The 19,255-nt window shown below is 66.8% G+C and carries 21 protein-coding genes; 8 read left to right on the top strand and 13 right to left on the bottom strand.

All coding sequences use genetic code 11. The features are described 5' to 3' along the window. Both queF and QZ609_RS04080 read left to right on the top strand, forming a co-directional pair. Positions 1-837, top strand: a complete 837-nt coding sequence (gene queF, locus QZ609_RS04085) for an NADPH-dependent 7-cyano-7-deazaguanine reductase QueF (RefSeq protein WP_295491418.1) — start codon at positions 1-3, stop codon at positions 835-837. A 220-nt stretch (positions 838-1,057) separates the two neighbouring features. Next, positions 1,058-2,398, top strand: a complete 1,341-nt coding sequence (locus QZ609_RS04080) for a transporter (RefSeq protein ID WP_295491415.1) — start codon at positions 1,058-1,060, stop codon at positions 2,396-2,398. Between the two features lie 48 nt (positions 2,399-2,446). Here the strand turns inward: QZ609_RS04080 and QZ609_RS04075 are convergent, their stop codons facing one another. The 5 genes from QZ609_RS04075 to QZ609_RS04055 all read right to left on the bottom strand — a co-directional run bounded on the left by QZ609_RS04075 (position 2,447) and on the right by QZ609_RS04055 (position 8,014). Next, positions 2,447-3,013, bottom strand: coding sequence for a hypothetical protein (locus QZ609_RS04075; protein WP_295491413.1), 567 nt, complete (start codon positions 3,011-3,013; stop codon positions 2,447-2,449). 23 nt (positions 3,014-3,036) lie between these two features. Next, complete coding sequence (locus tag QZ609_RS04070) at positions 3,037-3,729, bottom strand: C39 family peptidase (RefSeq protein ID WP_295491411.1); 693 nt, start codon at positions 3,727-3,729, stop codon at positions 3,037-3,039. A 29-nt stretch (positions 3,730-3,758) separates the two neighbouring features. Beyond that, on the bottom strand, positions 3,759-4,187 hold the full coding sequence (locus tag QZ609_RS04065; RefSeq protein ID WP_295491408.1) for a hypothetical protein: 429 nt from the start codon (positions 4,185-4,187) through the stop codon (positions 3,759-3,761). Between the two features lie 112 nt (positions 4,188-4,299). Then, complete coding sequence (locus QZ609_RS04060; RefSeq protein WP_295491405.1) at positions 4,300-5,589, bottom strand: hypothetical protein; 1,290 nt, start codon at positions 5,587-5,589, stop codon at positions 4,300-4,302. Between the two features lie 709 nt (positions 5,590-6,298). Then, positions 6,299-8,014: an AMP-binding protein gene (locus QZ609_RS04055; RefSeq protein WP_295491403.1), complete on the bottom strand. Its 1,716-nt coding sequence runs from the start codon at positions 8,012-8,014 to the stop codon at positions 6,299-6,301. Between the two features lie 221 nt (positions 8,015-8,235). Here QZ609_RS04055 and QZ609_RS04050 point away from each other — a divergent pair, with 221 nt between their 5' ends. Beyond that, positions 8,236-8,745 carry a gluconokinase gene (locus tag QZ609_RS04050; protein ID WP_295491401.1) on the top strand — a complete coding sequence of 170 codons (510 nt, stop codon included), beginning with the start codon at positions 8,236-8,238 and terminating at the stop codon, positions 8,743-8,745. 21 nt (positions 8,746-8,766) lie between these two features. Here QZ609_RS04050 and QZ609_RS04045 read toward each other — a convergent pair whose 3' ends face one another. The 3 genes from QZ609_RS04045 to QZ609_RS04035 form a co-directional block, all read right to left on the bottom strand. Continuing rightward, positions 8,767-9,570, bottom strand: coding sequence for a hypothetical protein (locus QZ609_RS04045; protein WP_295491399.1), 804 nt, complete (start codon positions 9,568-9,570; stop codon positions 8,767-8,769). Positions 9,571-9,636: 66 nt separating this feature from the next. Next, positions 9,637-10,593 (bottom strand): alpha/beta hydrolase, encoded by a 957-nt coding sequence (locus tag QZ609_RS04040; RefSeq protein ID WP_295491396.1) that lies wholly within the window; start codon positions 10,591-10,593, stop codon positions 9,637-9,639. A gap of 87 nt (positions 10,594-10,680) precedes the next feature. Beyond that, positions 10,681-11,370, bottom strand: coding sequence for a TetR/AcrR family transcriptional regulator (locus QZ609_RS04035; RefSeq protein ID WP_295491392.1), 690 nt, complete (start codon positions 11,368-11,370; stop codon positions 10,681-10,683). A 33-nt stretch (positions 11,371-11,403) separates the two neighbouring features. On the opposite strand from QZ609_RS04035, the gene QZ609_RS04030 reads away from it, so the two are divergent. Then, positions 11,404-12,504: a DUF2855 family protein gene (locus tag QZ609_RS04030; RefSeq protein ID WP_295491390.1), complete on the top strand. Its 1,101-nt coding sequence runs from the start codon at positions 11,404-11,406 to the stop codon at positions 12,502-12,504. A gap of 27 nt (positions 12,505-12,531) precedes the next feature. On the opposite strand, the gene QZ609_RS04025 is transcribed toward QZ609_RS04030, so the two are convergent. Continuing rightward, a complete protein-coding gene (locus QZ609_RS04025) occupies positions 12,532-13,611 on the bottom strand; it encodes a zinc-binding dehydrogenase (RefSeq protein ID WP_295491388.1) in 1,080 nt (359 codons plus the stop codon). A 172-nt stretch (positions 13,612-13,783) separates the two neighbouring features. On the opposite strand from QZ609_RS04025, the gene QZ609_RS04020 reads away from it, so the two are divergent. Together QZ609_RS04020 and QZ609_RS04015 are read left to right on the top strand one after the other, a co-directional pair. Further along, a complete protein-coding gene (locus QZ609_RS04020) occupies positions 13,784-14,227 on the top strand; it encodes a YeeE/YedE family protein (protein ID WP_295491386.1) in 444 nt (147 codons plus the stop codon). Position 14,228: 1 nt separating this feature from the next. Then, complete coding sequence (locus tag QZ609_RS04015) at positions 14,229-14,642, top strand: DUF6691 family protein (RefSeq protein ID WP_295491384.1); 414 nt, start codon at positions 14,229-14,231, stop codon at positions 14,640-14,642. A 111-nt stretch (positions 14,643-14,753) separates the two neighbouring features. Here the strand turns inward: QZ609_RS04015 and QZ609_RS04010 are convergent, their stop codons facing one another. Further along, complete coding sequence (locus QZ609_RS04010) at positions 14,754-15,566, bottom strand: hypothetical protein (protein ID WP_295491382.1); 813 nt, start codon at positions 15,564-15,566, stop codon at positions 14,754-14,756. A 113-nt stretch (positions 15,567-15,679) separates the two neighbouring features. Then, positions 15,680-16,261, bottom strand: coding sequence for a tetratricopeptide repeat protein (locus QZ609_RS04005; protein ID WP_295491492.1), 582 nt, complete (start codon positions 16,259-16,261; stop codon positions 15,680-15,682). A gap of 282 nt (positions 16,262-16,543) precedes the next feature. Here QZ609_RS04005 and QZ609_RS04000 point away from each other — a divergent pair, with 282 nt between their 5' ends. After that, positions 16,544-17,122 (top strand): TetR/AcrR family transcriptional regulator, encoded by a 579-nt coding sequence (locus QZ609_RS04000; protein ID WP_295491377.1) that lies wholly within the window; start codon positions 16,544-16,546, stop codon positions 17,120-17,122. A 131-nt stretch (positions 17,123-17,253) separates the two neighbouring features. Further along, positions 17,254-18,405 carry a hypothetical protein gene (locus QZ609_RS03995; protein WP_295491375.1) on the top strand — a complete coding sequence of 384 codons (1,152 nt, stop codon included), beginning with the start codon at positions 17,254-17,256 and terminating at the stop codon, positions 18,403-18,405. A gap of 69 nt (positions 18,406-18,474) precedes the next feature. Here the strand turns inward: QZ609_RS03995 and QZ609_RS03990 are convergent, their stop codons facing one another. After that, positions 18,475-18,633 carry a hypothetical protein gene (locus tag QZ609_RS03990; protein ID WP_295491372.1) on the bottom strand — a complete coding sequence of 53 codons (159 nt, stop codon included), beginning with the start codon at positions 18,631-18,633 and terminating at the stop codon, positions 18,475-18,477. A gap of 206 nt (positions 18,634-18,839) precedes the next feature. Beyond that, positions 18,840-19,255 (bottom strand): single-stranded DNA-binding protein (gene ssb / locus QZ609_RS03985; protein ID WP_295491371.1); only part of this gene is annotated, 416 nt, incomplete at its 5' end.

The raw sequence follows: 19,255 nt of genomic DNA, 5'->3' as shown, positions 1-19,255 counted from the left end.
ATGAGCAACCACCCCGAACACTCGCCACTGGGCAAGGCCTCGGCCTACACGACGCAGTACGACCCGAGCCTGCTGTTCCCGATTCCGCGCCAGGGCAAGCGCGACGAGATCGGCCTGCCCGTCGGCAGCGCCCTGCCCTTCTTCGGCGTGGACCTGTGGAACCTGTACGAGCTGTCGTGGCTGAACCTGCGCGGCAAGCCGCAGGTGGCGATCGGCACGGTGATCGTGCCGTCGGATTCGCCCAACATCGTCGAGTCGAAGTCGTTCAAGCTGTACCTGAACTCGTTCAACCAGACCAAGGTGGCGTCGGCCGAGGCACTGCAGCAGTTGATCCACCACGACCTGTCTGAGGCATGCGGTGCGCCGGTGCAGGTGCGCATCGTGCCGCCGGAAGAATTTGCGCGGCAGAAGATGGGCGAGCTGGGTGGCCTGTCGCTCGATCGTCTCGATATCGAGACCGACGTCTACCAGCCCACGCCCGAGCTGCTGCATGCAGACGAGGAAGAAAGCCCGGTGGAAGAAACACTGGTCTCGCACCTGCTCAAGTCCAACTGCCTGGTGACGGGCCAGCCGGACTGGGGCAGCGTGCAGATCCGCTACGTGGGCGCGCCGATCAACCAGGAAGGGCTGCTCAAATACCTGATCTCGTTCCGCGAGCATAACGAATTCCACGAGCAGTGCGTCGAGCGCATCTTCACCGACATCCTGCGACAGTGCCGCCCGGTCAAGCTAGCGGTGTATGCGCGCTATACGCGGCGCGGCGGGCTGGACATCAATCCGTTCCGCACCAACTACAACACGCCGTGGCCGGATAACCTCCGCAATGCGCGTCAGTAAGCGCTGACCTATCGCACGCCAAGGCGCCCTCGGGCGCCTTTTTTCATGCCCGTACGTCGACCAAACGGCATACGCCGCCTCCTCCATTTTGGGGACCCGCACGGGGCTTTCGTTTCGCGCTCACTCGCCTATAGTGGAACCGCAGTACAAGCCACCCGGGGGAAATCGTGAAGTGCCCGTCTGCCGTTGGGGACCGGGTGCTCTCGACGGGGACATTGCCATGACGCACACGCCATGGTGGCCGCTACGCGCGGTTGCATGCGCATGCCTGCTGATCTGCGGCAGGCCGGTACTCGCGCAAGTCACGAACGAGGTGGTGGACGACAGGCCGCCCAGCCTCGAAACCCTGCAACGGCAACTTGCCGACGAGCAGGCGCATCTGCTCGAACTCAAACGGTCGATCCAGCAACAGGAAGCGCGCCTGAACGACATGCGGCGCACGCTCGGCATGGGCGAGCTCGACACCCTGCGCGGCGCGGGTGCGCCCGGCGCGGGCGTGGACGCAGGCACGGCCGCCGGCACCACCGGCGACGCCGCCGCGCAGATGACGCAGAACGCCCAGCCCGGCGCCGCGCCGGTCGGCAAGCCGCCGGCCGACACCGACAAGCCGCCGCGCGTCGCGCAGATCTTCGATGAGCCCAGCGCGCTCACGCCGCCCGGCAAGGTGGTGTTCGAGCCGTCGCTGCAGATGGCGTATTCGTCGTCCGACCGCGTGGCGCTGGTGGGCTACACCATCATCCCCGCGCTGCTGATCGGCCTGATCGATATCCGCCAAGTCAAAACCACCACCCTGACGGGTACGGCCACCGTGCGCTACGGCCTGGCCAAGCGGTGGGAGGTCGAAGCGCGCATGCCCTACGTCTACAGCACGAGCGACACCGTCAGCCGCGAGCTGTTCACCGGCACCGCCAGCGACAACGCCTTCAACTCGCGCGGCCACGGCATCGGCGACGCGGAGCTGACCGCGCGCTACCAGATCAGCGCAGGCGGTGTCGACAAGCCGTTCACCATCGGCTGGCTGCGCTTCAAGTCACGCACCGGCAAGGACCCGTTTGAAGTCACCACCGATTGCGTCACGCGCTGCGTGAGCAACACCACCGGCACCGGGCTGCCCCTGCAGCAACCCACGGGCTCGGGCTTTTTCGCGCTGCAGCCGGGCCTGACCTGGCTGTATCCAACCGATCCGGCGGTGTTCTTCGGCAGCGTCAGCTACCTGCACAACTTCGAGCGCAAGGACGTGAGCCTGCATCTGGTCGACGGCTCGCAGCAGTTCCTGGGCAACATCAAGGCCGGCGACATCATCGGGTTCAACTTCGGCATGGGGCTGGCGCTGAACGAGAAGGCCGCGTTCTCGATCGGCTACGACCAGAGCATCATCGGGTCGACCAAGCAGAACGGCGTGACGGTGCCGGGCTCGACGCGCTCCATCCTGGGCACGCTGCTGGTGGGGTACTCGTACCGGCTCTCGCCCAAGATGACGCTCAACCTGTCGGTGGGCGCGGGCCTGACGCGCGACACGCCCGACGTGACGGTCACGCTGCGGCTGCCGATCCAGTTCTGAACCGCGCCGCCCCATCCGCATCCACTGCACTGAACCGCCTGGCGCGGCTCAGTGCAGGTTCACCACGTTTGCCAGCGCGCTCTGCAGCACGCTGCCCAGGTTCAGCTGGCGGAACTGCGGCAGGCTGTTGACCGCCGCATTGATGGTGGTGAGCGACTGCAGCGTCTGGCTGCTCAGCGTGTTCTGGATCACGGTCGCGGCCGCCGCACCGGTTCCGGCATCGGGCGTGAACGTATTGTTCGGCCCGTTCTGCACCAGGTTGACCGTGTTGACGACGTTGGCGAGCTGGTGCGCCTGGTCGGCCGTGATGCGTGAGATGTCGGGAATGGTGACCGACACGTTCGCCACCAGATCGCCATTGATATAGACCGCGCGATCGATGCCGAACGAGATGTGCAGGTTGGCCGCCGACGGAATGTCGAAGCCACCGCGCATGTCGTCGAGCTTGTCTTCCGATACGGCCTTCCACGCGTGCACGGGGTTGGTGATCGCACCCACGCTGCCGGCCTCGTCCACCTCGTTGGCTTCATCGTTCAAACCGCCCGCCCAGGCGTGGCCCGCGCCCGCCCAGGCCAGCAAGCCTGCGGCACAGGCCGCCCATCCAAACCGTCCCATGATGCCCTCCTGCGCGCCGCCGCTCAGAAGTCCGATGGACCATGCTTGGGGATCACGATGTTCCCCAGGCCGCTGCGGTCCATGCCTTCTTCCAGCGGCGCGCGCGGTGCAACGCGCCAATCCGCAAAGGTGTTGAACGACGCGCGCTCTTCACGGTTGTGGATGACGAACAGCAAATGGTTGTCCCACGTGCGCTCGAAGGCCGCCCGTGGCATCGCGCGCGTGCCCATGGCCGGATCGCCCACCAGCACACGCTCTTTCTGCACCCCCTTGACCACCACGAAGTGGTGGTAGCCGTTCTCGTTCAACAGCACGATGGCCGGCAGATGGGCCGTCCGCAATGCATCCAGCGGCTGCTCGAAGCCGTCGGCCTCGAAGCCTTGCGATTCGAGATAGCGCTTGATATCGAGCAGCGAGAAACCCTCCTGCTGGATCTTCTGCTGGTTGCCGTGCAGGTACATCGACTGGAACACCGCCTGCTCGGTGACGGGATAGCCGTACTGGTAGGTCAACAGCGTCGCCACCGCGGCCGAGCCGCAGCTGAAGTCGAAACGCTGATGGATGGTGCGCGCAAAGCGCGCCTCCCTGATGCTGGTGACCGGCACGTCGTACAACGCACCGCCCGCGCCCAGCATGTCGATCGCACCGGCGCTCACCGACACTGGCGCCAGCATTCCCGCGATCGCCATCAGCATCGCGCCGCCTACCTCGCGCATCGCATCACCCCCTCGTCAACATGAAGACGTTAGGGCCGGAACTGCACGTTGACGATGGTGGCGTTCTGGATCAGCACGTTCGCTCCGGTGTTCTGGATGACCGTGGGGATCCCGCTCGCATTGGCAAACGAGCCGTCGCGCACGATGTTGGAACCCGTTGCCACGTTGACGGCGGAGTTGTCCGACACGGTGCCGGACAACCGCATGTCATTGACGGTCTGGTTCAACGTCTCCATACCGCCGCGATAGCCATCGAGCGCCGCTGCATCGACCGCATGACCGAGCCCAGGCACCGTTGCGGCCGCGGCGACCGGGGGACGCGCCGCTTCCACTTCGGCTGGCTGGGACACGTCTGCGACCGGGGCATCATCCGCCGCCATCGCCATCGCCGCGGGCCACGCCGCGAGGCCGCATGCGAACAGCCATGCCGCCCATCCTGCTGCTGTGTCGGATCGCATCGAAAGTCTCCTTCACGTTCCGACGGGGGGCCGGACCGCAGCGCGATCCGACCCGTTCAGCCGCCGCCATCAGACCGGCGGCGGCACTTCCCCGCTCATGCCCGATGCCGCCTCAATGGCCGACATTCAGGTTGGCTTGCACGTTGACGCTCTGTTGGACGAGGGACGCGAAGCCGCTGTTCTGGTTCGCGATCATCACCCCGGCAGCCGATTGGCCGACACTGGTCATGGCATTGGACATGTTGAACGTGCCCGCATCCACAACCACCGTGCCACCCGCACCGCCCACACCGCCCATTGCGCCGTTACCGACGCCGCCATTGCCAGTGCCGCCCGTGCCGCCAGCGCCACCCATGGCACCCACCGCGGCGTTGCCGCCAGTCGCGCTGCCATTGCTGGCCGAGGTGGTTGCGCCACCGTTGGTTGCGCTGCCGTTGGTGGCCGAGCCGCCTGCGCCGCCGTTGCCGGCCACATTGGCGTTCGCGCCGCCAGTGCCGCCCGCGCCGCCTGCGCTGGTGCCGCCCGAGGTGCTGCTACCCGTGCCTGCACCGCCAGAGGCCGTCGACGTGCCGCTCGATGCCGAGCCGCCCGCGGCGCCAGCACCGCCTGCGCTGCCTGCGTTACCACCCGACGACGCGCCGGAACCATGGTGGTTGTTGGAGGCACCGCCGGTGGCACCGCTGCCGCCGCCATTGCCGCCGCCACCGCCGCCGGCCGCGCTGGCACTGCCTGCCAAGCCGCCCAGACCTGCACCCAGGCTGGCCGAGAGCGTGCCGGAGCTGCCGCCCGCCCCACCGTTGCCGGCATGGCCATTGGCATTGCCGCCGTTGCCGCCGTCACCCGCCGAGGCGCTGCCGTTGCTCGCGCTGCCGTTAGAGGCATTGCCTGCCGTGGCGCTGCCATTGCTAGCGCCGCCGCCCGAGCCGCCGGCACCGCCAGCACCGCCGTTGCCAGCCGTGCCGCCCGAGCCGTTGCCACCATGGCCGTTGCCACCATGACCACCGCTGCCGCCATTGGCCGTACCCCAATTGCTGGCGGTATTGCCGATGTCATGCACTTGGATGTTGGTCACGGTGCCTTCCAGCTTGGAGATGGCGATGGCCTTGCTGACGTTGAAGTTGGAAACCGCGCTGCTGCCATTGTTGGCGGCTGCGGCGCCCCAGGCGGAGGCATCTGCCAAACCGCTGTTATTGCGGTTGCTGCCCTGGCTTTGGTTGTTATGTTGGTTGGAGTTATCCGTTGTTGTCGTTGTGGTGTCTGTGTCCGTACTTGTGTTGGTGATCGCGGCATTCGTGGTCTGGGTGTTACTCCCGCCATTTGCCGTATTCCCGATGTCAGCCAATGCAACGCCGGAGACCCCCAATCCCATGGCAATCGCGGTGGCCAGTAACGTTTTCTTCATAGCGCACTCCAGAAAGAGAGAAGGGTGGTCTAACAACACACTGGGAGAACCTCACCCACCCCAGGGGGCGCAGTTCGCATATTCGATGCCATCTTGACGCGCCTTCGCGCATCAGGTTGCCAAGCCATTGAAAACGCGAAGGATTCGCGGACGGTCCGCCCGTATGCGCAAAACGCACGAGGCAAACGTGTCAGGATCTGCGCTTTTTGGAGGAGGGTTTTTGCGGATTCGGTTGCAGCGCTGAAACACGCATCCAGATGCGTGCCTCCGGATGCCGCTGCAACGATGGCCCGAAACCCGCACGCACCCTGCGGATGCGCCTGCGCGCAGCGTTTCACTGCGCAGACAGCAAATGGGTTTCAGGCCTGATACAAGCGCGGGCCAGCGAGCACATTCGTTGTCGGAACACTGGCAAGGCAAGGGGCATCGCAACAGGCACCTGCCAGCGGCATGGCGGCGAAGCGCTCGCTTGAGGCCTTCGCCGGAGGGCCGTGCCCAACGACAAGCCGACCACCTGCGCAAGGGCAAAACGCTGACGAGCCGAAGGTCTCGGTGCGACCGGGCCCCATTGCAGGACCCAGCGGTTCCATCACCCGCCCGCACGCCATGGCACGCCGATCGTGCAGAGCGTCATGCGTGCGACATGTGGCGCGCGGCCTATCGGCATTTCATCCGAGAAACCGCGCGCCGCGCTTGGCTTTACGACAGGCTAAGCCGTGGGGGCCACGCTCAGCTTCAGCTCCTCGATCATGCGGTCGCGCATGATGAATTTCTGTACCTTGCCCGTCACCGTCATCGGCATTTCGGTGACGAAGCGGATGTAGCGCGGGATCTTGTAGTGCGCAATCTGGCCCTGGCAGAAGGCGCGGATCTCCTCTTCCGTCGCTTGTTGCCCAGGCTTGAGGACGATCCAGGCGCACACCTCCTCGCCATATTTCGGGTCAGGCACGCCGAACACGTTGACGGCCTGCACCTTCGGATGGCGGAACAGGAACTCCTCGATCTCGCGCGGGTAGACGTTCTCGCCGCCACGGATGAGCATGTCCTTCACGCGGCCAACGATGTTGCAGTAGCCGTCGGCGTCGAAGGTGGCAAGGTCGCCCGTGCGCATCCAACCGTCGTGGATGGACTCGGCGGTCTTGGCCTCGTCGTCCCAGTAGCCGAGCATGACCGAATAGCCCTTGGTGCACAGCTCGCCCTTTTCGCCCACCGGCACCACCTCGCCCGCGCCGTCCACCAGCTTGACCTGCAGATGCGGCTGGATGCGGCCCACGGTGGTCACGCGCTTGTCGAGCGGGTCGGTCACCGCGCTCTGGAACGACACCGGGCTCGTCTCGGTCATGCCGTAGGCGATGGTGACCTCGCGCAGGTTCAGCTCGGCCACCACGCGCTTCATCACCTCGATCGGGCACGGTGAGCCGGCCATGATGCCGCCGCGCAGGCTCGACACATCAAAGCTGCGGAACTCGGGGTGATCGAGCTGCGCGATGAACATGGTGGGCACGCCGTGCAGCGCGGTGCAGCGCTCCTCGGCCACGGTGCGCAGCGTGGCGAGCGGGTCGAAGGCCTCGCCGGGGAACACCATGCAGGCGCCGGTGGCGGTGCACGTGAGCACCGACATCACCATCCCGAAGCAGTGGTACAGCGGCACAGGGATGCACAAGCGATCGCCGGCCTGCAGGTTCATCGCCATGGCGACGAAGCGCGCGTTGTTGACCACGTTCACGTGCGTGAGCGTGGCCCCCTTGGGCGCACCGGTGGTGCCGCTGGTGAACTGGATATTGATGGCGTCATCCGGCGACAGCGTGGCGGTGATGGCGTCGAGCGCATCAACGGGTACGCCCTTGCCGCGCGCAATCACGTCGGCGAAATTGATCATGCCAGGCGTGGCGGCCTCGCCCGTGCGGATGACCCAGCGCAGCGCCGGCAGCTTGGCGGCCTGCAGCGCACCGGGCTGCGCCGTGGCCAGCTCGGGCGCAAGCGTCTGCAGCATCTCCAGGTAGCGCGAGGTCTTGAACGCCTCGGCCGCCACGATGGCCTTGCAGCCGACCTTGTTGAGCGCGTACTCCAGTTCGGAGAGCCGGTATGCCGGATTGATGTTGACGAGGATGAGCCCCAGGCGCGCCGTCGCAAACTGCGTGAGCACCCATTCATAACGGTTGGGTGACCAGATGCCGATGCGATCGCCACGCTCCAGCCCGAGCGCATGCAGGCCGGCGGCCAGCGCGTCGACCTGCTCGGCAAAGGCGCGCCAGGTCCAGCGCACGCCTTGTTCGCGAAACACCGCCGCCTCCGCCTCGGGACAGCGGCGCACCGTCGCCTCCAGCAGCGCGGGCACCGTCACGTGCGCCAGCGGCACCGCGGTGTCACCCACTACATACGACACCCCATTGCGCGGACGCGGGTCAAATACTTCACCAGCCATGGACGTCTCCTCCAGTTCAACGTTGGCCTTTTGAGCCTTGTTTTGAATGACTCTACGGACTGCTTTGCCCGCAATTTGACGCAGCTTGACGCATTTGGCAATCCGCCCCAGAACGAACAATGACGCGGAACAAGATGCTGCACCGCAGCAGCAAAAATCCCGGCCGATCGTCACAGGCGCGCTAACATGCCGGCCTGACGTTTTTGCATGCGGGATTCGCGATGATCGTGGTGGTGATGGGTGTGTCTGGGTGCGGCAAGTCGACGGTGGGCCGCATGATTGCCGAGCGGCTGGGCTGCGCCTTCCGCGATGGCGACGAGTTCCATAGCGACGCCAATCGCGCCAAGATGCACGCCGGCATTCCGCTCAATGACGACGACCGCAAGCCCTGGCTCGAAGCCATCCGCGCCTACATGGACGAGATGACCAGCGGCAGCCGCTCGCTGGTGGTGGCATGCTCCGCGCTCAAGCAGCGTTACCGCGACGTGCTGCGCGGCCCGGCGGGCAACGCCGAGTTCGTCTACCTGAAGGGCGATTTCGAGCTGCTGCAAGGCCGCCTGTCCGCACGCAAGGACCACTTCTTCAACCCGGCCCTGCTGCGCAGCCAGTTCGATGCGCTGGAAGAACCGACCGACGCCATCGTGGTGGACATCGCGCTGCCGCCGGAAACCCTCGTGCAGCAAGCCACCGAGCAACTGCAGGCGCGCGCCGGGCACCGTCCGGCCGCCTGACGCCCCTCCCGACTGCTGTTGCTAGCTGGGCGACAGCTGCTGCAGCACGGCCTGCACCTCGCCATTGCACACGCGGCTCATGCGCTCCTGCTCCTGGGGCGTGTCGATCTGCTCGTGCGCCTGTAGCCCCAGCTCGATCAACGACTGCACGCGCGGCAGCCAGTGGCGGCTCAGCTCGTCTTCCAGGCTGGCGCCAATACGGTCCGGATCGCCGAAGTACAGCTGATCGCCGTACCTGCGTTGGATCTCCTGGCGGATCACCTCGGCGGCGCGCGGCAGCACGCCGCGGTTGACCGCCACGTGCCGCAGCTCGTGCGCGCGGATCTCGCCATAGGCGCAGGTGCCCGGCGCAAACTCGCGCGCCACCGTCACCCGGAAATCGCTCAGCACCAGCTCCACGTCGATCGACGGCCGCAGGCAGGTGGTGGGCGGCTGCGTCGGCAGTGCCATGTAGTGCGTGGTGACCTCGAAGCGAGCCGCCAGCGTGGCGTAAGTCTTGCCGAGCACGCGCGCAGCGCGATCGTACGGCGGTGCCTCTGCGGTCAATTGGTCGACGCTGCGGTCGTTGCTGAAGAGCAGCGGGGTTTCCTGGGTGTGCACGGTCACGTGCATCGGGCCCAGCTTGTCATCGCAGGTCTTCAGCCAGTAGGCCTTGGAGGGGCCCAGCAGGAGCGTGGCGCTGGCAGGCGGGCTATCCGTGGCCGCGGCAACCGTCTCGATGGGCGCGAAGCGGACGTCCGCCAGCCGCGCGCGGTTGTGCCGGCTCCACTGCCAGGCGACCGTTACGGCCACCAGCACCAACCCCAATACCATCACCCGACGCATGATGGGCTCCCCGTTCTGTGCCGCTTATGTGTGCGGCGCTCGCGGGCGCCGTCTGTGTCAGACCTGTCATACCGAGGCCAATACGGCCGCATGCGCATGGTGAGCGGTCATGAACCGCACCATCTCACCCGACTGCCGCAGTGCTTTGCGCGCCTCTGGTAAGAAAGGATAGAAGATCGGCCACACATGTGGGAGCCGCCGGCCCATTTCCACCGAAACGGATACCCCGGCGGCCCTGGCCCGCTCCGCCATACGGAGGGTGTCGTCGCGCAGGACCTCGCTGGAGCTGACGTAGCAGTGCAGCGGCGGCAGGCCGGTGAAGTCGGCATACAGCGGCGAGGCCAGCGGATGGTCGACCGGCACGCCGGAATCCCCCAGGTAGAGCGCGGCGCCGTGCGCCACCCACGCGCCACGGAACATCACGTCGCTCTCGTCGTTCTCGACCAGGCTGGCGCCGGTGGCGGCCAGGTCTGTCCATGGCGAATACAGGATCGCACCGGCCGGCAGCGCATCACCGGCATCCCGCAGCGCCACCAGCAGCGCAAGCGACAGCCCGCCGCCCGCCGAATCCCCTGCCACCACGATGCGCGACGGTGCAATGCCCTGCCCCAGCAGCGTGCGATAGACATGCACCGCATCTTCCACCGGCGCCGGGAACGGATGCTCGGGCGCCAGACGGTATTCCGGCACGTACACTCGCGCCCGCGCATGCATGGCCAGGCCCACGGTAATGGAGCGGTGCGTGCGCGGGCTGCAGAAGAAGTAGCCGCCGCCGTGCAGGTAGAGCACCACGGGCGGCGTGTCGCCGATGGCATCGGGATCGGCCGGTTCAATCCATTCGCCCGGCACGCGGCTGCCGTTGGCGGGCACGACGCGCCAATCCTCGGGCATGCGCATCGGCATCGGCAGCGTGCGGATCTCGGCATTGCGGCGCGTGGCGAACGGATCGAACGGCTCGCGCTCGGTCGGCCTCTTGACGCGGTTGCGCGTCATCCACGACACCACCCAGTTCTGCCAGCTCATGGCCCTTCCCTCTTGCTCTCCGATCAGCGTAGCGATGAAGCCGCGCCAGGACAATGGGCATGCACCCGGTGCGGGCAACACGTGGTGTCAAGCCGGCAGCGGCGCGGTGAGGGTGTGCAGGCAGAGGCGCTCCATGGCGCCGATCCAGTCATCGTGCGCGGGTGGTGCATCGGGCAGCAGCAGGCGGTAGCGCCGCGCGCCCCACATCGCCGTCACCAGTGTGCGCAGCAGCGCGTCATCCGGCGGGGCCGGCAGATCGGGACAGGCGTCCAGCGCCCGCCGCCACACGGCGCACAGTTCGTCGAAGAAGCGCCGGTGGTGCCTGGACTCGGCGATGCGCTCTTCACGCATCAGCATGGCGCGGTCGAAATACGGCGGGCTGAGCGCCGCGTCGCCGCAGGTCAGGCGCACGAGATGGCGGACGCGCTGCGTCCACGGCATGCCGGCGGCCTCGACCACCTCGGCCTGGATGCGCGCGAGCAGCGTCTCGATGGTGTGCCGCACGTAGCCGGAGAGCAGTGCGTCCTTGTTGGGGAAGTATTCGTACAGCGTGCCGACCGAGCAGCCGGCCTCCAGCGCCACCGCGCGCGTGGTGGCGCCGTCTGCGCCGTCGCGCTGCCAAATCCGAACAAACGCCTCGTAGATGGCCTGCACGGTGAACTTCGCGCGCGCCTGCGATGGCCGCTTCAACGGCCGGGCGGGGCTTGGCGAGGAAACACCGGGCGCATCGGCGTTTCCGAACCCGGCGCCGCGCGGCCGGCGATAGAGTGAAGCCATCGACCAATCGATCCTGTGGATGAAGGAGACACTATGAACGCCCCATACCAGCGGCTCTTCACGCGCAAGCATGCCCTAAACGAAAGCCGCCTGGAAAGCGCCGCTGCCACTCCCACCGCTGCCCCCGGCGAGATCGTGCTGCGCCTGGACCGCTTCGCGCTCACCACCAACAACATCACTTACGCGGCCTTCGGCGATGCGATGCAGTACTGGGATTTCTTCCCCACCGGCCAGGACGGCTGGGGCCATATGCCGGTGTGGGGCTTCGCCGATGTGGTGGCCTCGACGGTGGAGGGTGTCGAGGTGGGCGAGCGCTTCTACGGCTACTTCCCGATTGCTACGCATATCCGCATGCAGCCCGAGCGCGTGTCGCCGCGCGGCTTCTACGACGGCGCCGCGCACCGTAAGGCGCTGGTCTCCGCCTACAACCAGTACACCCGCGTGACGCACGACGAGGCCTACGACCCAGCGCTGGAGAGCTACCAGATGCTGTACCGGCCGCTGTTCATCACGTCGTTCATGCTGGCGGATTTCCTCGCCGACAACGCCTTCTTCGGCGCGCGGCGGCTGGTGTTCTCCAGCGCGTCGAGCAAGACCGCGTATGGCACCGCGTTCTGCCTGCAGGACACGCCGGGCCTGACGCTCACCGCGCTCACTTCGTCCGGCAACCGCCCCTTTGTCGACAGCCTGCGCTGCTACCACGACAGCGCCACCTACGACACGCTGGAAACGCTGGCCACCGACATCCTTACGCTGTACGTCGACTTCTCCGGCGACGTGGCGCTGCGCCGGCGCGTGCACGAGCATTTCGGGAGCGCGCTGGTGTACGACTGCTTTGCCGGCTCCGCGCAGAACACCGACTTCATCGCGGCCACCGACCTGCCCGGCCCCGCACCCCAGTTCTACTTTGCGCCCGTACAGATCCGCAAGCGCAACGCAGATTGGGGCCCGGCCGTCGTCACCGAGAAGTTCAACGCCGCGCAGCGCCGCTTCATCGACCACGTGCGTGCGCCCGCCAACGGCTGGCTCACGCTGATCGAGGAAGACGGCATGGGCGCCGCGCAGGCGCGCATTGCCGCGCTGCATGCCGGGCGCACGCACCCGCGCGAAGGCTACGTGATCCGGCTGGGCTGAACGCCCGGCGCAGTCAGGCGGCCGCAGTCAGCCCCCAAAACGCACCACGGTGGACTGCAGGCCCGCCATGCTGCCCGCCGCGTCGATGGCGGCTTCCAGGTCCGTGAAGCCGAAGCTCTGCACATCCACCGCATCGAGCGGCAACTGGCCGGATGCCGCCAGCGCCACCAGCGCGGCGTAGTCGGCCGGCGTGTACATGAAGTGGCCGATCAGCTCCCAGTTGTTGCGCATCAACTCGCCATAGGGAATCGGCAGCGGCACCTGCATGCTGCCCATCAGCACGAGGCGGCCTTGGCGGCGCAAGGTCTTGAGCGCGGCCAGCGTGGCGTGCGCGTCCTTGGCCTGGCCGACCATGTCGAAGGCTAGGTCAACCCCGCCCGCCGGGCCGGTGGCCGCGCGGATGGCGGCGCTGTCGGCGTCTGCATCCCCCGTGAGCACCACCGCGGCGACACGGCCATGCCCGAGCGCCACCAACGGCTCGAGCGATGCGCGGCGGCGCCCCAGCGCGACCACCCGGCTTGCGCCCATGGCCAACGCCGCCAGCACCGCGGCCGAGCCGAAGTAGCCGCCCGCGCCGTTGACCGCCACCACCTCGCCGGCCGCCAGCCGCCCGCGCCGCAATCCGCCAAACGGCACCGCAAACTTGGCCAGCGCAGCCAGGCGCTCGGCCGGCACGTCGCCCAGGCCATCCAGCGGGATCAGCGTCGAGGCGGGAAACTCGGCCAGCTCGCGCCACGTGCCATGCGGAAAGGCCGCCAGCAACGCGCCGCTGTCGGCACTGATGCCGGTCAGGCCGATCAGCGCCTGTGCCGGCTCGCGCACCGCCTCGTTGGCAATCCAGTACGGATTGACCGCCACCCGCTGACCGACGCGATACGCCAGCACACCCTCGCCCAGCGCCGCGACCTCGCCGATGCCGTTGGTGCCGGGCGTGAACGGCCCGGGCGGATAGGCATACGGCAGGCGGCCCTCCAGATAGGTGCGCGTGTAGCTGAGCAGGGGCACCGCCTGCATGCGCACGAGCACGGCGCCGGGGCGCGGCGCGGGAGCGTCGATGTCACGCAGGGCGAGTGGCTGGCCGGGTTGGTCGAGCATCCAGGCTTTCATCGGGAGGTCTCCGGGGGAAAGAAACCACTGTAGTGGAAAGACGCCGCAAGTGCTCTTTACGCCGCAACCGCGCTCCATCCTCCGGCCCGGGCGATATGCCCGCACATCAATCTACAAATTTATATATTATTGAAATCTTAATTGAATCCAAGCCTCCCGCCAGTCTGCCCACATGACGATCGATTTCACGCACTTCACCCCTGGCCCGGCCCTGATCGGCGGGCTGGTCATTGGCATGGCGGCGGCCGTGCTGGTGCTGTTCAACGGCCGCATTGCGGGCATCAGCGGCATCCTGGGCGGACTGCTGGAACGCCCGCGCGGCGGAATGGACGAGTGGGCCTGGCGCGCGGCCTTCCTGCTCGGGCTGATCGGCGCGCCGGTGGTGGCCGCGCTGGCGGGCCATCCGCTGGTGCCGGACATCGAGGCCGGCTGGGGCGAGGTGCTAGCCGCCGGCTTCCTGGTCGGGCTCGGCACGCGCTACGCGGGCGGCTGCACCAGCGGCCACGGCGTGTGTGGGCTGTCGCGCGGTTCGGTGCGCTCCCTGGTGGCCACGGCGACGTTCATGGCGGCCGGCTTCGTCACCGTCTTCGTGCAGCGGCACGTGCTGGGAGGCTGATGTGATCGTCTTCGCTGCCCTCATCGCCGGCGCGCTGTTTGGCGTCGGGCTCATGCTGTCGGGCATGGCCAACCCGGCCAAGGTGCTCGGCTTTCTCGACCTGACCGGCCGTTGGGATCCGTCGCTCGCCTTCGTGATGGCCGGCGCGGTGCTGCTGGCCGTGGTGGCGTTCTTCGTGGCGCGGCGGCGCGCTCGCTCGCTGCTCGGGCTGTCGATCCAGTTGCCGGCCAGTACGGCGGTCACCCTGCGGCTGGTGCTCGGCAGCGCGGCGTTCGGCATCGGCTGGGGCCTGGCCGGGTTCTGCCCCGGCCCGGCGCTGGTGGCGCTTGGCGCCGGCGTGCCCAAGGCGTGGGGCTTTGTCGGCGCCATGCTGGCGGGGATGGCCGTCTTCAGCGCCATGGAGCGGCCTCGCTAGCCGTCACGCCGATCGGCGCGCCCCAAAGAAAAAACCCGCGACGCTACCGCCGCGGGTTTTTTTCTTGCCTCAGGCTGGGGCGCTGCACCCCCCTGCCTGCGATCAACCCGATCAGTTGACCTTCAGCGTGCCGCCACGGCCCAGGCCGCCGCTCACGTCCTGCGCCTTGTAGTTGCGCAGCGCGACGACCATCTTGTTCCACGCGTCGATAAAGGCGACCACCGTTGCCTTGCCTTCCGGCGTCGACGAGAAGCCGGCCAGGCCACCGCCCACGCCGCCGCCGAAGCCGCCGAGCAGGGCGCCGTAGTTGGTCGCGGTCGAGCTGCCTTCGGCAGCGGCAATCTGCACGGCCGAGCGCACGTCGAACAGCGTCAGCGTCACCACCGATGCCTTCTGCTTCACGCTGCCGGCCAGCGCGGCAATCGCGCTGTTGCCGACCAGGCCACCGATCGCGCCGCCGATCCCGCCGATCCCCGAGTCGTTGATGATGATCGCCGGCTCCAGGTAGTAGTCGGCCGCCACGCGCTGGCCCTTCTGCTGCTTCGAACCGGCGCGGTATTCGCCGGAGTTGCGCTGCAGTTCGGTGATGCGCGACAGGCGTGCGTCGGTCTTCTGGTTGCCGATCGACGTGATGACGAAGCAGTTGGACTGCTGCACCGCCAGGCGCAGCAGCGGGTCAATGGTCGTCAGCTTGGTGGCGCTGCCGAACGGGCCCCACCAGTCGGCATTGCGGCCGTCATCGACGGCGATCGTGCCCAGCGGCGCGGCGCAGCGCTGCAAGGTCGGATCAGCCCCGGCGCTGGCCGCGCCGCCTGCCGCACCGGTCACGCCGGCGTTCTGGCCGCCCGGCGTCACCATCCCGCCGCACGCCGCGAGCGAAGCGGTGAGCACCGCCACCCCTGCGAACTTGAAAATCGTCTTCATATTGTTGTTGATTCCATTGAGTCGATATGCGGCTTATGCGTCCTGCGACTCAATAAGCCCCCCTGGCAAGGCGTGCGGACCCCCCGAACCGCCTTAATGCTGCCGATATCCGGTCAATACCAGTACCAGTTCGTCTGACGCCAGACGCCGAGGTACGGATAGCCCGAATACCAATAGCCGTAATAAACGCTGCGCCACTGCGTGCGCCATTTGAAGTCTTCTTCGTCGGAGCGCTTCGCGCGGCGGGCTTCTTCGAGCAGCTTTTTCGATTCCTTGTCGCCGCGGCTGGCCGCGATCGACAGCCATTTATCGGCTTCGCGCGGGTCGGAGCCCATTTCCTCGAGGCCGAACAGATAGAAGTTGCCGAGTGCCTTTTGCGCCGCGAGGTTGCCGTGCTCGGCGGATTCACGCATCCAGACCAGCGCCTGGTAGCTGTCCTGGCGCACGCCGTCACCGCGGAAGTAGCGCAAAGCCAGGTCGTACGCGGCTTTCGGCTCGGTTTTCGCGACTTCCTTGAGCGCGGCGATGCGCGGATCTTCCTTGTTGACGTCCTTCGCGTCATAGGCGACCTGGTCGGTCGGCCGGTCGGCGCACCCGCGGTCGTCACAGATCCGCACCGTCGTGGGCGGCGGCGGATTCTGCGCGCAGGCAGCCAGCGAAAGGAGACCCCCGATTATTAACAAACGATAATACATTCGTCTGACCTCGATTTTATTTTTGCCGTCGGTCGGGAAATGGACCTGCCCGTCGCCGCGCAAGCCACCTTCAGTCACCCCACCCCCGGAGTGCGAATTGCGGGCAAATGATATAGATCGGTCTACACGAGTGTCAACGGCGTTTTCCATGACATTACCGCGTCATAAAATACGGCATCCAGATGTGATTTTCGATTAACTAAGGCCAACGCCAGCCGAACTCCACAATCTGGCGCGGAGGGCGGTGCTAACATGCTGGCCCAGTAGTCAGGAGAAGTAGACATGCGCGCAAGCAAGCGTCAGCAAGTTGTCGACACCGCAAGCGCGCTGTTTTCGAAACACGGCTTTCACCCTGTCGGCGTCGACTGGATCGTCGATGAGTCCGGGGTCGCGCGTATGACGCTGTACCGCCATTTCGCCAGCAAGGACGAGCTGATCCGCGAAGTGCTGGAGCAGCGCTACACGCTCATCATGGGCAGCGTGGTACAGGCGCTGGCGCCCCAGCCCGATGCCGCCGCCCGCCTCAAGCGCATCTTCGATTGGTACGAGGCCTGGTTCCGCAGCCCGGCGTTCTCGGGTTGCCTGTTCGAGCGCGCGCTGGCGGAATTCGGCCCGACCAACCCCAGCGTCACGGACGTGGCCGTGCGCTACCGCGACGATCTGCTCGGCCTGATCGAGTCCCTGTTGAAGGACGCCGTCCCACCCGACACGGCGCGGTGGCTGGCCGGCGTCTGTGTGATGCTGCTGAGCGGCGCCACCGCTGACGCGCGCGCCGTCGGCGACCCATCGGCGGCCGGGCGAGCGTGGGAGGCAGCCCAGGCGCTGCTGGAACAGGCGACGGCCGCGGCGGCGGTCGCGTAAATCACCGCGCGCCAAACCGGCGGTTCTCTCCACGCTGCCGCGCAATTCTGCTGCACGTCATTGACGCGAGAAAAATCTGCGTCATGCTGCAAGTCGACACTGACAAGCCGCTCAGCAAAGGTGAACGCCCCATGACGACACAGCGCAGACGTGCAGCCCGACGAGGCCTCCTGGCGACGCTGCTGGCAGGTAGCGTCTTCAACGCGACCGCGGCGCCCGCCCTGACCTGGGGCGTGTGCGGGCACCCCAGCCCGAACCAGCCGTTGTGGAGCGACGTCCCCGCGCAGTTCGCCACGCTCGCGCAGCGCGGCCTCAAGAGCTATCGCTTCGATGTGCCGCTCACCGGTGACGGCACCGCCGCCGTGCAGTTGCTCCAGACCTTGGTGCCGCTATCCCACGCGCACCACATCACGCTGCACCCGATCCTGTATGTCCCGTTTACCTGGGGCGATGCAACCGACAACGGCCGCTATCCCAGCACCGATGCCGGCCTCGAAGCCCAGGGCTATGACCGCGTCCGCCCCATCGTCGAGCGGTTCGCCGCCGACATCCGCGACTGGGAGCTGCAGAACGAACTGAGCCTGCGCAAAGGCTTCAAGAGCGGCACCGGCCGCTCGCCCGGCGACTACGCGACCCCGCTGGCGCATCAATGGGCAGCCGTGTTACGCGGCATGTCGCGCGCCATCCATGACGTGCGCACCCGCACCGGGCGGCCGCTGCGCGCGGTGGTCGACACCGTCTACGCGGATTTCGGCCTGGTGCCCTTCCTGGAAGCACAGGGCGCCCTCGTCGATAAACTCGCCTACCACTATTACTACGGCGCCGGAACAAGCCCGTACCAGGTCAGCGCGCCGGGCGGGACGATCGACGTCTTTGCGGAGATGAAGCAGCTCGGCAAACCCGTCATCGTCAACGAACTCAACGCCGCCGAGATCTACGCCCCGCTAAAGGGCCAGCCGTATGACGACGCGAAAGCGCTCGTCAGCCTGAAGACGCATATCGACCACCTGCTCAACCAGAAGGAAGCCAATATCGAAGGGGCGGAGTTCTACGAGCTCTACGACGAGCCCGGCAAGAACGCGGCCGAATCGAACTTCGGGCTGATGCAGGACCCGACGCATCCGAAGACTCAGCTGCTGCTGGCGACGGCTTACACGTGCGGGCGACTCTCGGCGGAGGAGCGTGCCGCGCTGGTCACGAGCGGGCTCTTTACCGAGGCGAGCCTGGCGGCACGACTGGCGAGCTGCCAAGCCACACAGCCGCAATACGTGCGGGCCAAGTAGCACGCAAAAGAAAAGGCCCTGCATGCAAGGCCTTTCTTCATGGGTTGTGCGAAGTTTTTCTGACTCGGGCTATGGCTGGCCGCTGCCATTGCCCTGCGGATACCCACGGCCGCCGCACGGCTCGGCATGCGCCGACGGCGCAGAGAGGACCGCAAAAGTTCCAACGGTGCCACCAACCACTGTCAGCAGGGCAATGGCAAGCAGGAAACTCTGCATCACGCGTTTCATGGCTTCTCCCTGGGGCGGCAGACATAGTCCCCTGTAGTCTAGTTCGCCTGTTGCTCTCCAGCACGCGTCAAGAGGGCCGCGCGTCGAATATTTCCTGATGTGACCGTCAGAGCGCCGGAGGCTTTCAATGTCCTACGGCGATGGACACGGGCAAAAGAAAGGCCCTGGATGCAGGGCCTTTCTTTACGGGTGGGGCGAAGCGCCTTTTAGAACGGAATATCGTCGTCCATGTCCTCGAAGCCGTTCGACGGCGCTTGCTGACGGCGTGCACCGCCGCCCTGCTGGCCGCCACCGCCTTCACCGCGGCTCATGCCGCCGCCGCCCTGGCCACGACCACCACCGTAACCACCACCGCCACCGCCGCCGCCTTCGCCGCGCGAGTAGCCGCCACCGCCACCGCCGCCGCCCTCACCGCCCATCCCCTGGCGGCCGCCGAGCATCTGCATTTGCTCGGCCACGATTTCGGTGCTGTATTGCTTCTGGCCGTCCTTCTCCCACTGACGAGTCTTGAGGCGGCCTTCGACATAGACCTGCGAACCCTTCTTCAGGTATTCGCCGGCGATTTCGGCCAGGCGGCCGAAGAAGGCGATGCGGTGCCACTCGGTGGCTTCCTTCATTTCGC

It is taken from the genome of uncultured Ralstonia sp. (assembly GCA_913056305.1).
Lineage (GTDB): Bacteria > Pseudomonadota > Gammaproteobacteria > Burkholderiales > Burkholderiaceae > Ralstonia.
The sequence above is the reverse complement of the archived record's forward strand: the minus strand, read 5'-3'. Positions and strand labels throughout refer to the sequence as shown.

Bases quoted from the DNA above. Each gene is read 5' to 3' on its own strand.
- queF (WP_295491418.1), top strand. From the start codon at position 1: ATGAGCAACCACCCCGAACACTCGCCACTGGGCAAGGCCTCGGCCTAC.
- QZ609_RS04080 (WP_295491415.1), top strand. From the start codon at position 1,058: ATGACGCACACGCCATGGTGGCCGCTACGCGCGGTTGCATGCGCATGC.
- QZ609_RS04075 (WP_295491413.1), bottom strand. From the start codon at position 3,013: ATGGGACGGTTTGGATGGGCGGCCTGTGCCGCAGGCTTGCTGGCCTGG.
- QZ609_RS04070 (WP_295491411.1), bottom strand. From the start codon at position 3,729: ATGCGCGAGGTAGGCGGCGCGATGCTGATGGCGATCGCGGGAATGCTG.
- QZ609_RS04065 (WP_295491408.1), bottom strand. From the start codon at position 4,187: ATGCGATCCGACACAGCAGCAGGATGGGCGGCATGGCTGTTCGCATGC.
- QZ609_RS04060 (WP_295491405.1), bottom strand. From the start codon at position 5,589: ATGAAGAAAACGTTACTGGCCACCGCGATTGCCATGGGATTGGGGGTC.
- QZ609_RS04055 (WP_295491403.1), bottom strand. From the start codon at position 8,014: ATGGCTGGTGAAGTATTTGACCCGCGTCCGCGCAATGGGGTGTCGTAT.
- QZ609_RS04050 (WP_295491401.1), top strand. From the start codon at position 8,236: ATGATCGTGGTGGTGATGGGTGTGTCTGGGTGCGGCAAGTCGACGGTG.
- QZ609_RS04045 (WP_295491399.1), bottom strand. From the start codon at position 9,570: ATGCGTCGGGTGATGGTATTGGGGTTGGTGCTGGTGGCCGTAACGGTC.
- QZ609_RS04040 (WP_295491396.1), bottom strand. From the start codon at position 10,593: ATGAGCTGGCAGAACTGGGTGGTGTCGTGGATGACGCGCAACCGCGTC.
- QZ609_RS04035 (WP_295491392.1), bottom strand. From the start codon at position 11,370: ATGGCTTCACTCTATCGCCGGCCGCGCGGCGCCGGGTTCGGAAACGCC.
- QZ609_RS04030 (WP_295491390.1), top strand. From the start codon at position 11,404: ATGAACGCCCCATACCAGCGGCTCTTCACGCGCAAGCATGCCCTAAAC.
- QZ609_RS04025 (WP_295491388.1), bottom strand. From the start codon at position 13,611: ATGAAAGCCTGGATGCTCGACCAACCCGGCCAGCCACTCGCCCTGCGT.
- QZ609_RS04020 (WP_295491386.1), top strand. From the start codon at position 13,784: ATGACGATCGATTTCACGCACTTCACCCCTGGCCCGGCCCTGATCGGC.
- QZ609_RS04010 (WP_295491382.1), bottom strand. From the start codon at position 15,566: ATGAAGACGATTTTCAAGTTCGCAGGGGTGGCGGTGCTCACCGCTTCG.
- QZ609_RS04005 (WP_295491492.1), bottom strand. From the start codon at position 16,261: ATGTATTATCGTTTGTTAATAATCGGGGGTCTCCTTTCGCTGGCTGCC.
- QZ609_RS04000 (WP_295491377.1), top strand. From the start codon at position 16,544: ATGCGCGCAAGCAAGCGTCAGCAAGTTGTCGACACCGCAAGCGCGCTG.
- QZ609_RS03995 (WP_295491375.1), top strand. From the start codon at position 17,254: ATGACGACACAGCGCAGACGTGCAGCCCGACGAGGCCTCCTGGCGACG.
- QZ609_RS03990 (WP_295491372.1), bottom strand. From the start codon at position 18,633: ATGAAACGCGTGATGCAGAGTTTCCTGCTTGCCATTGCCCTGCTGACA.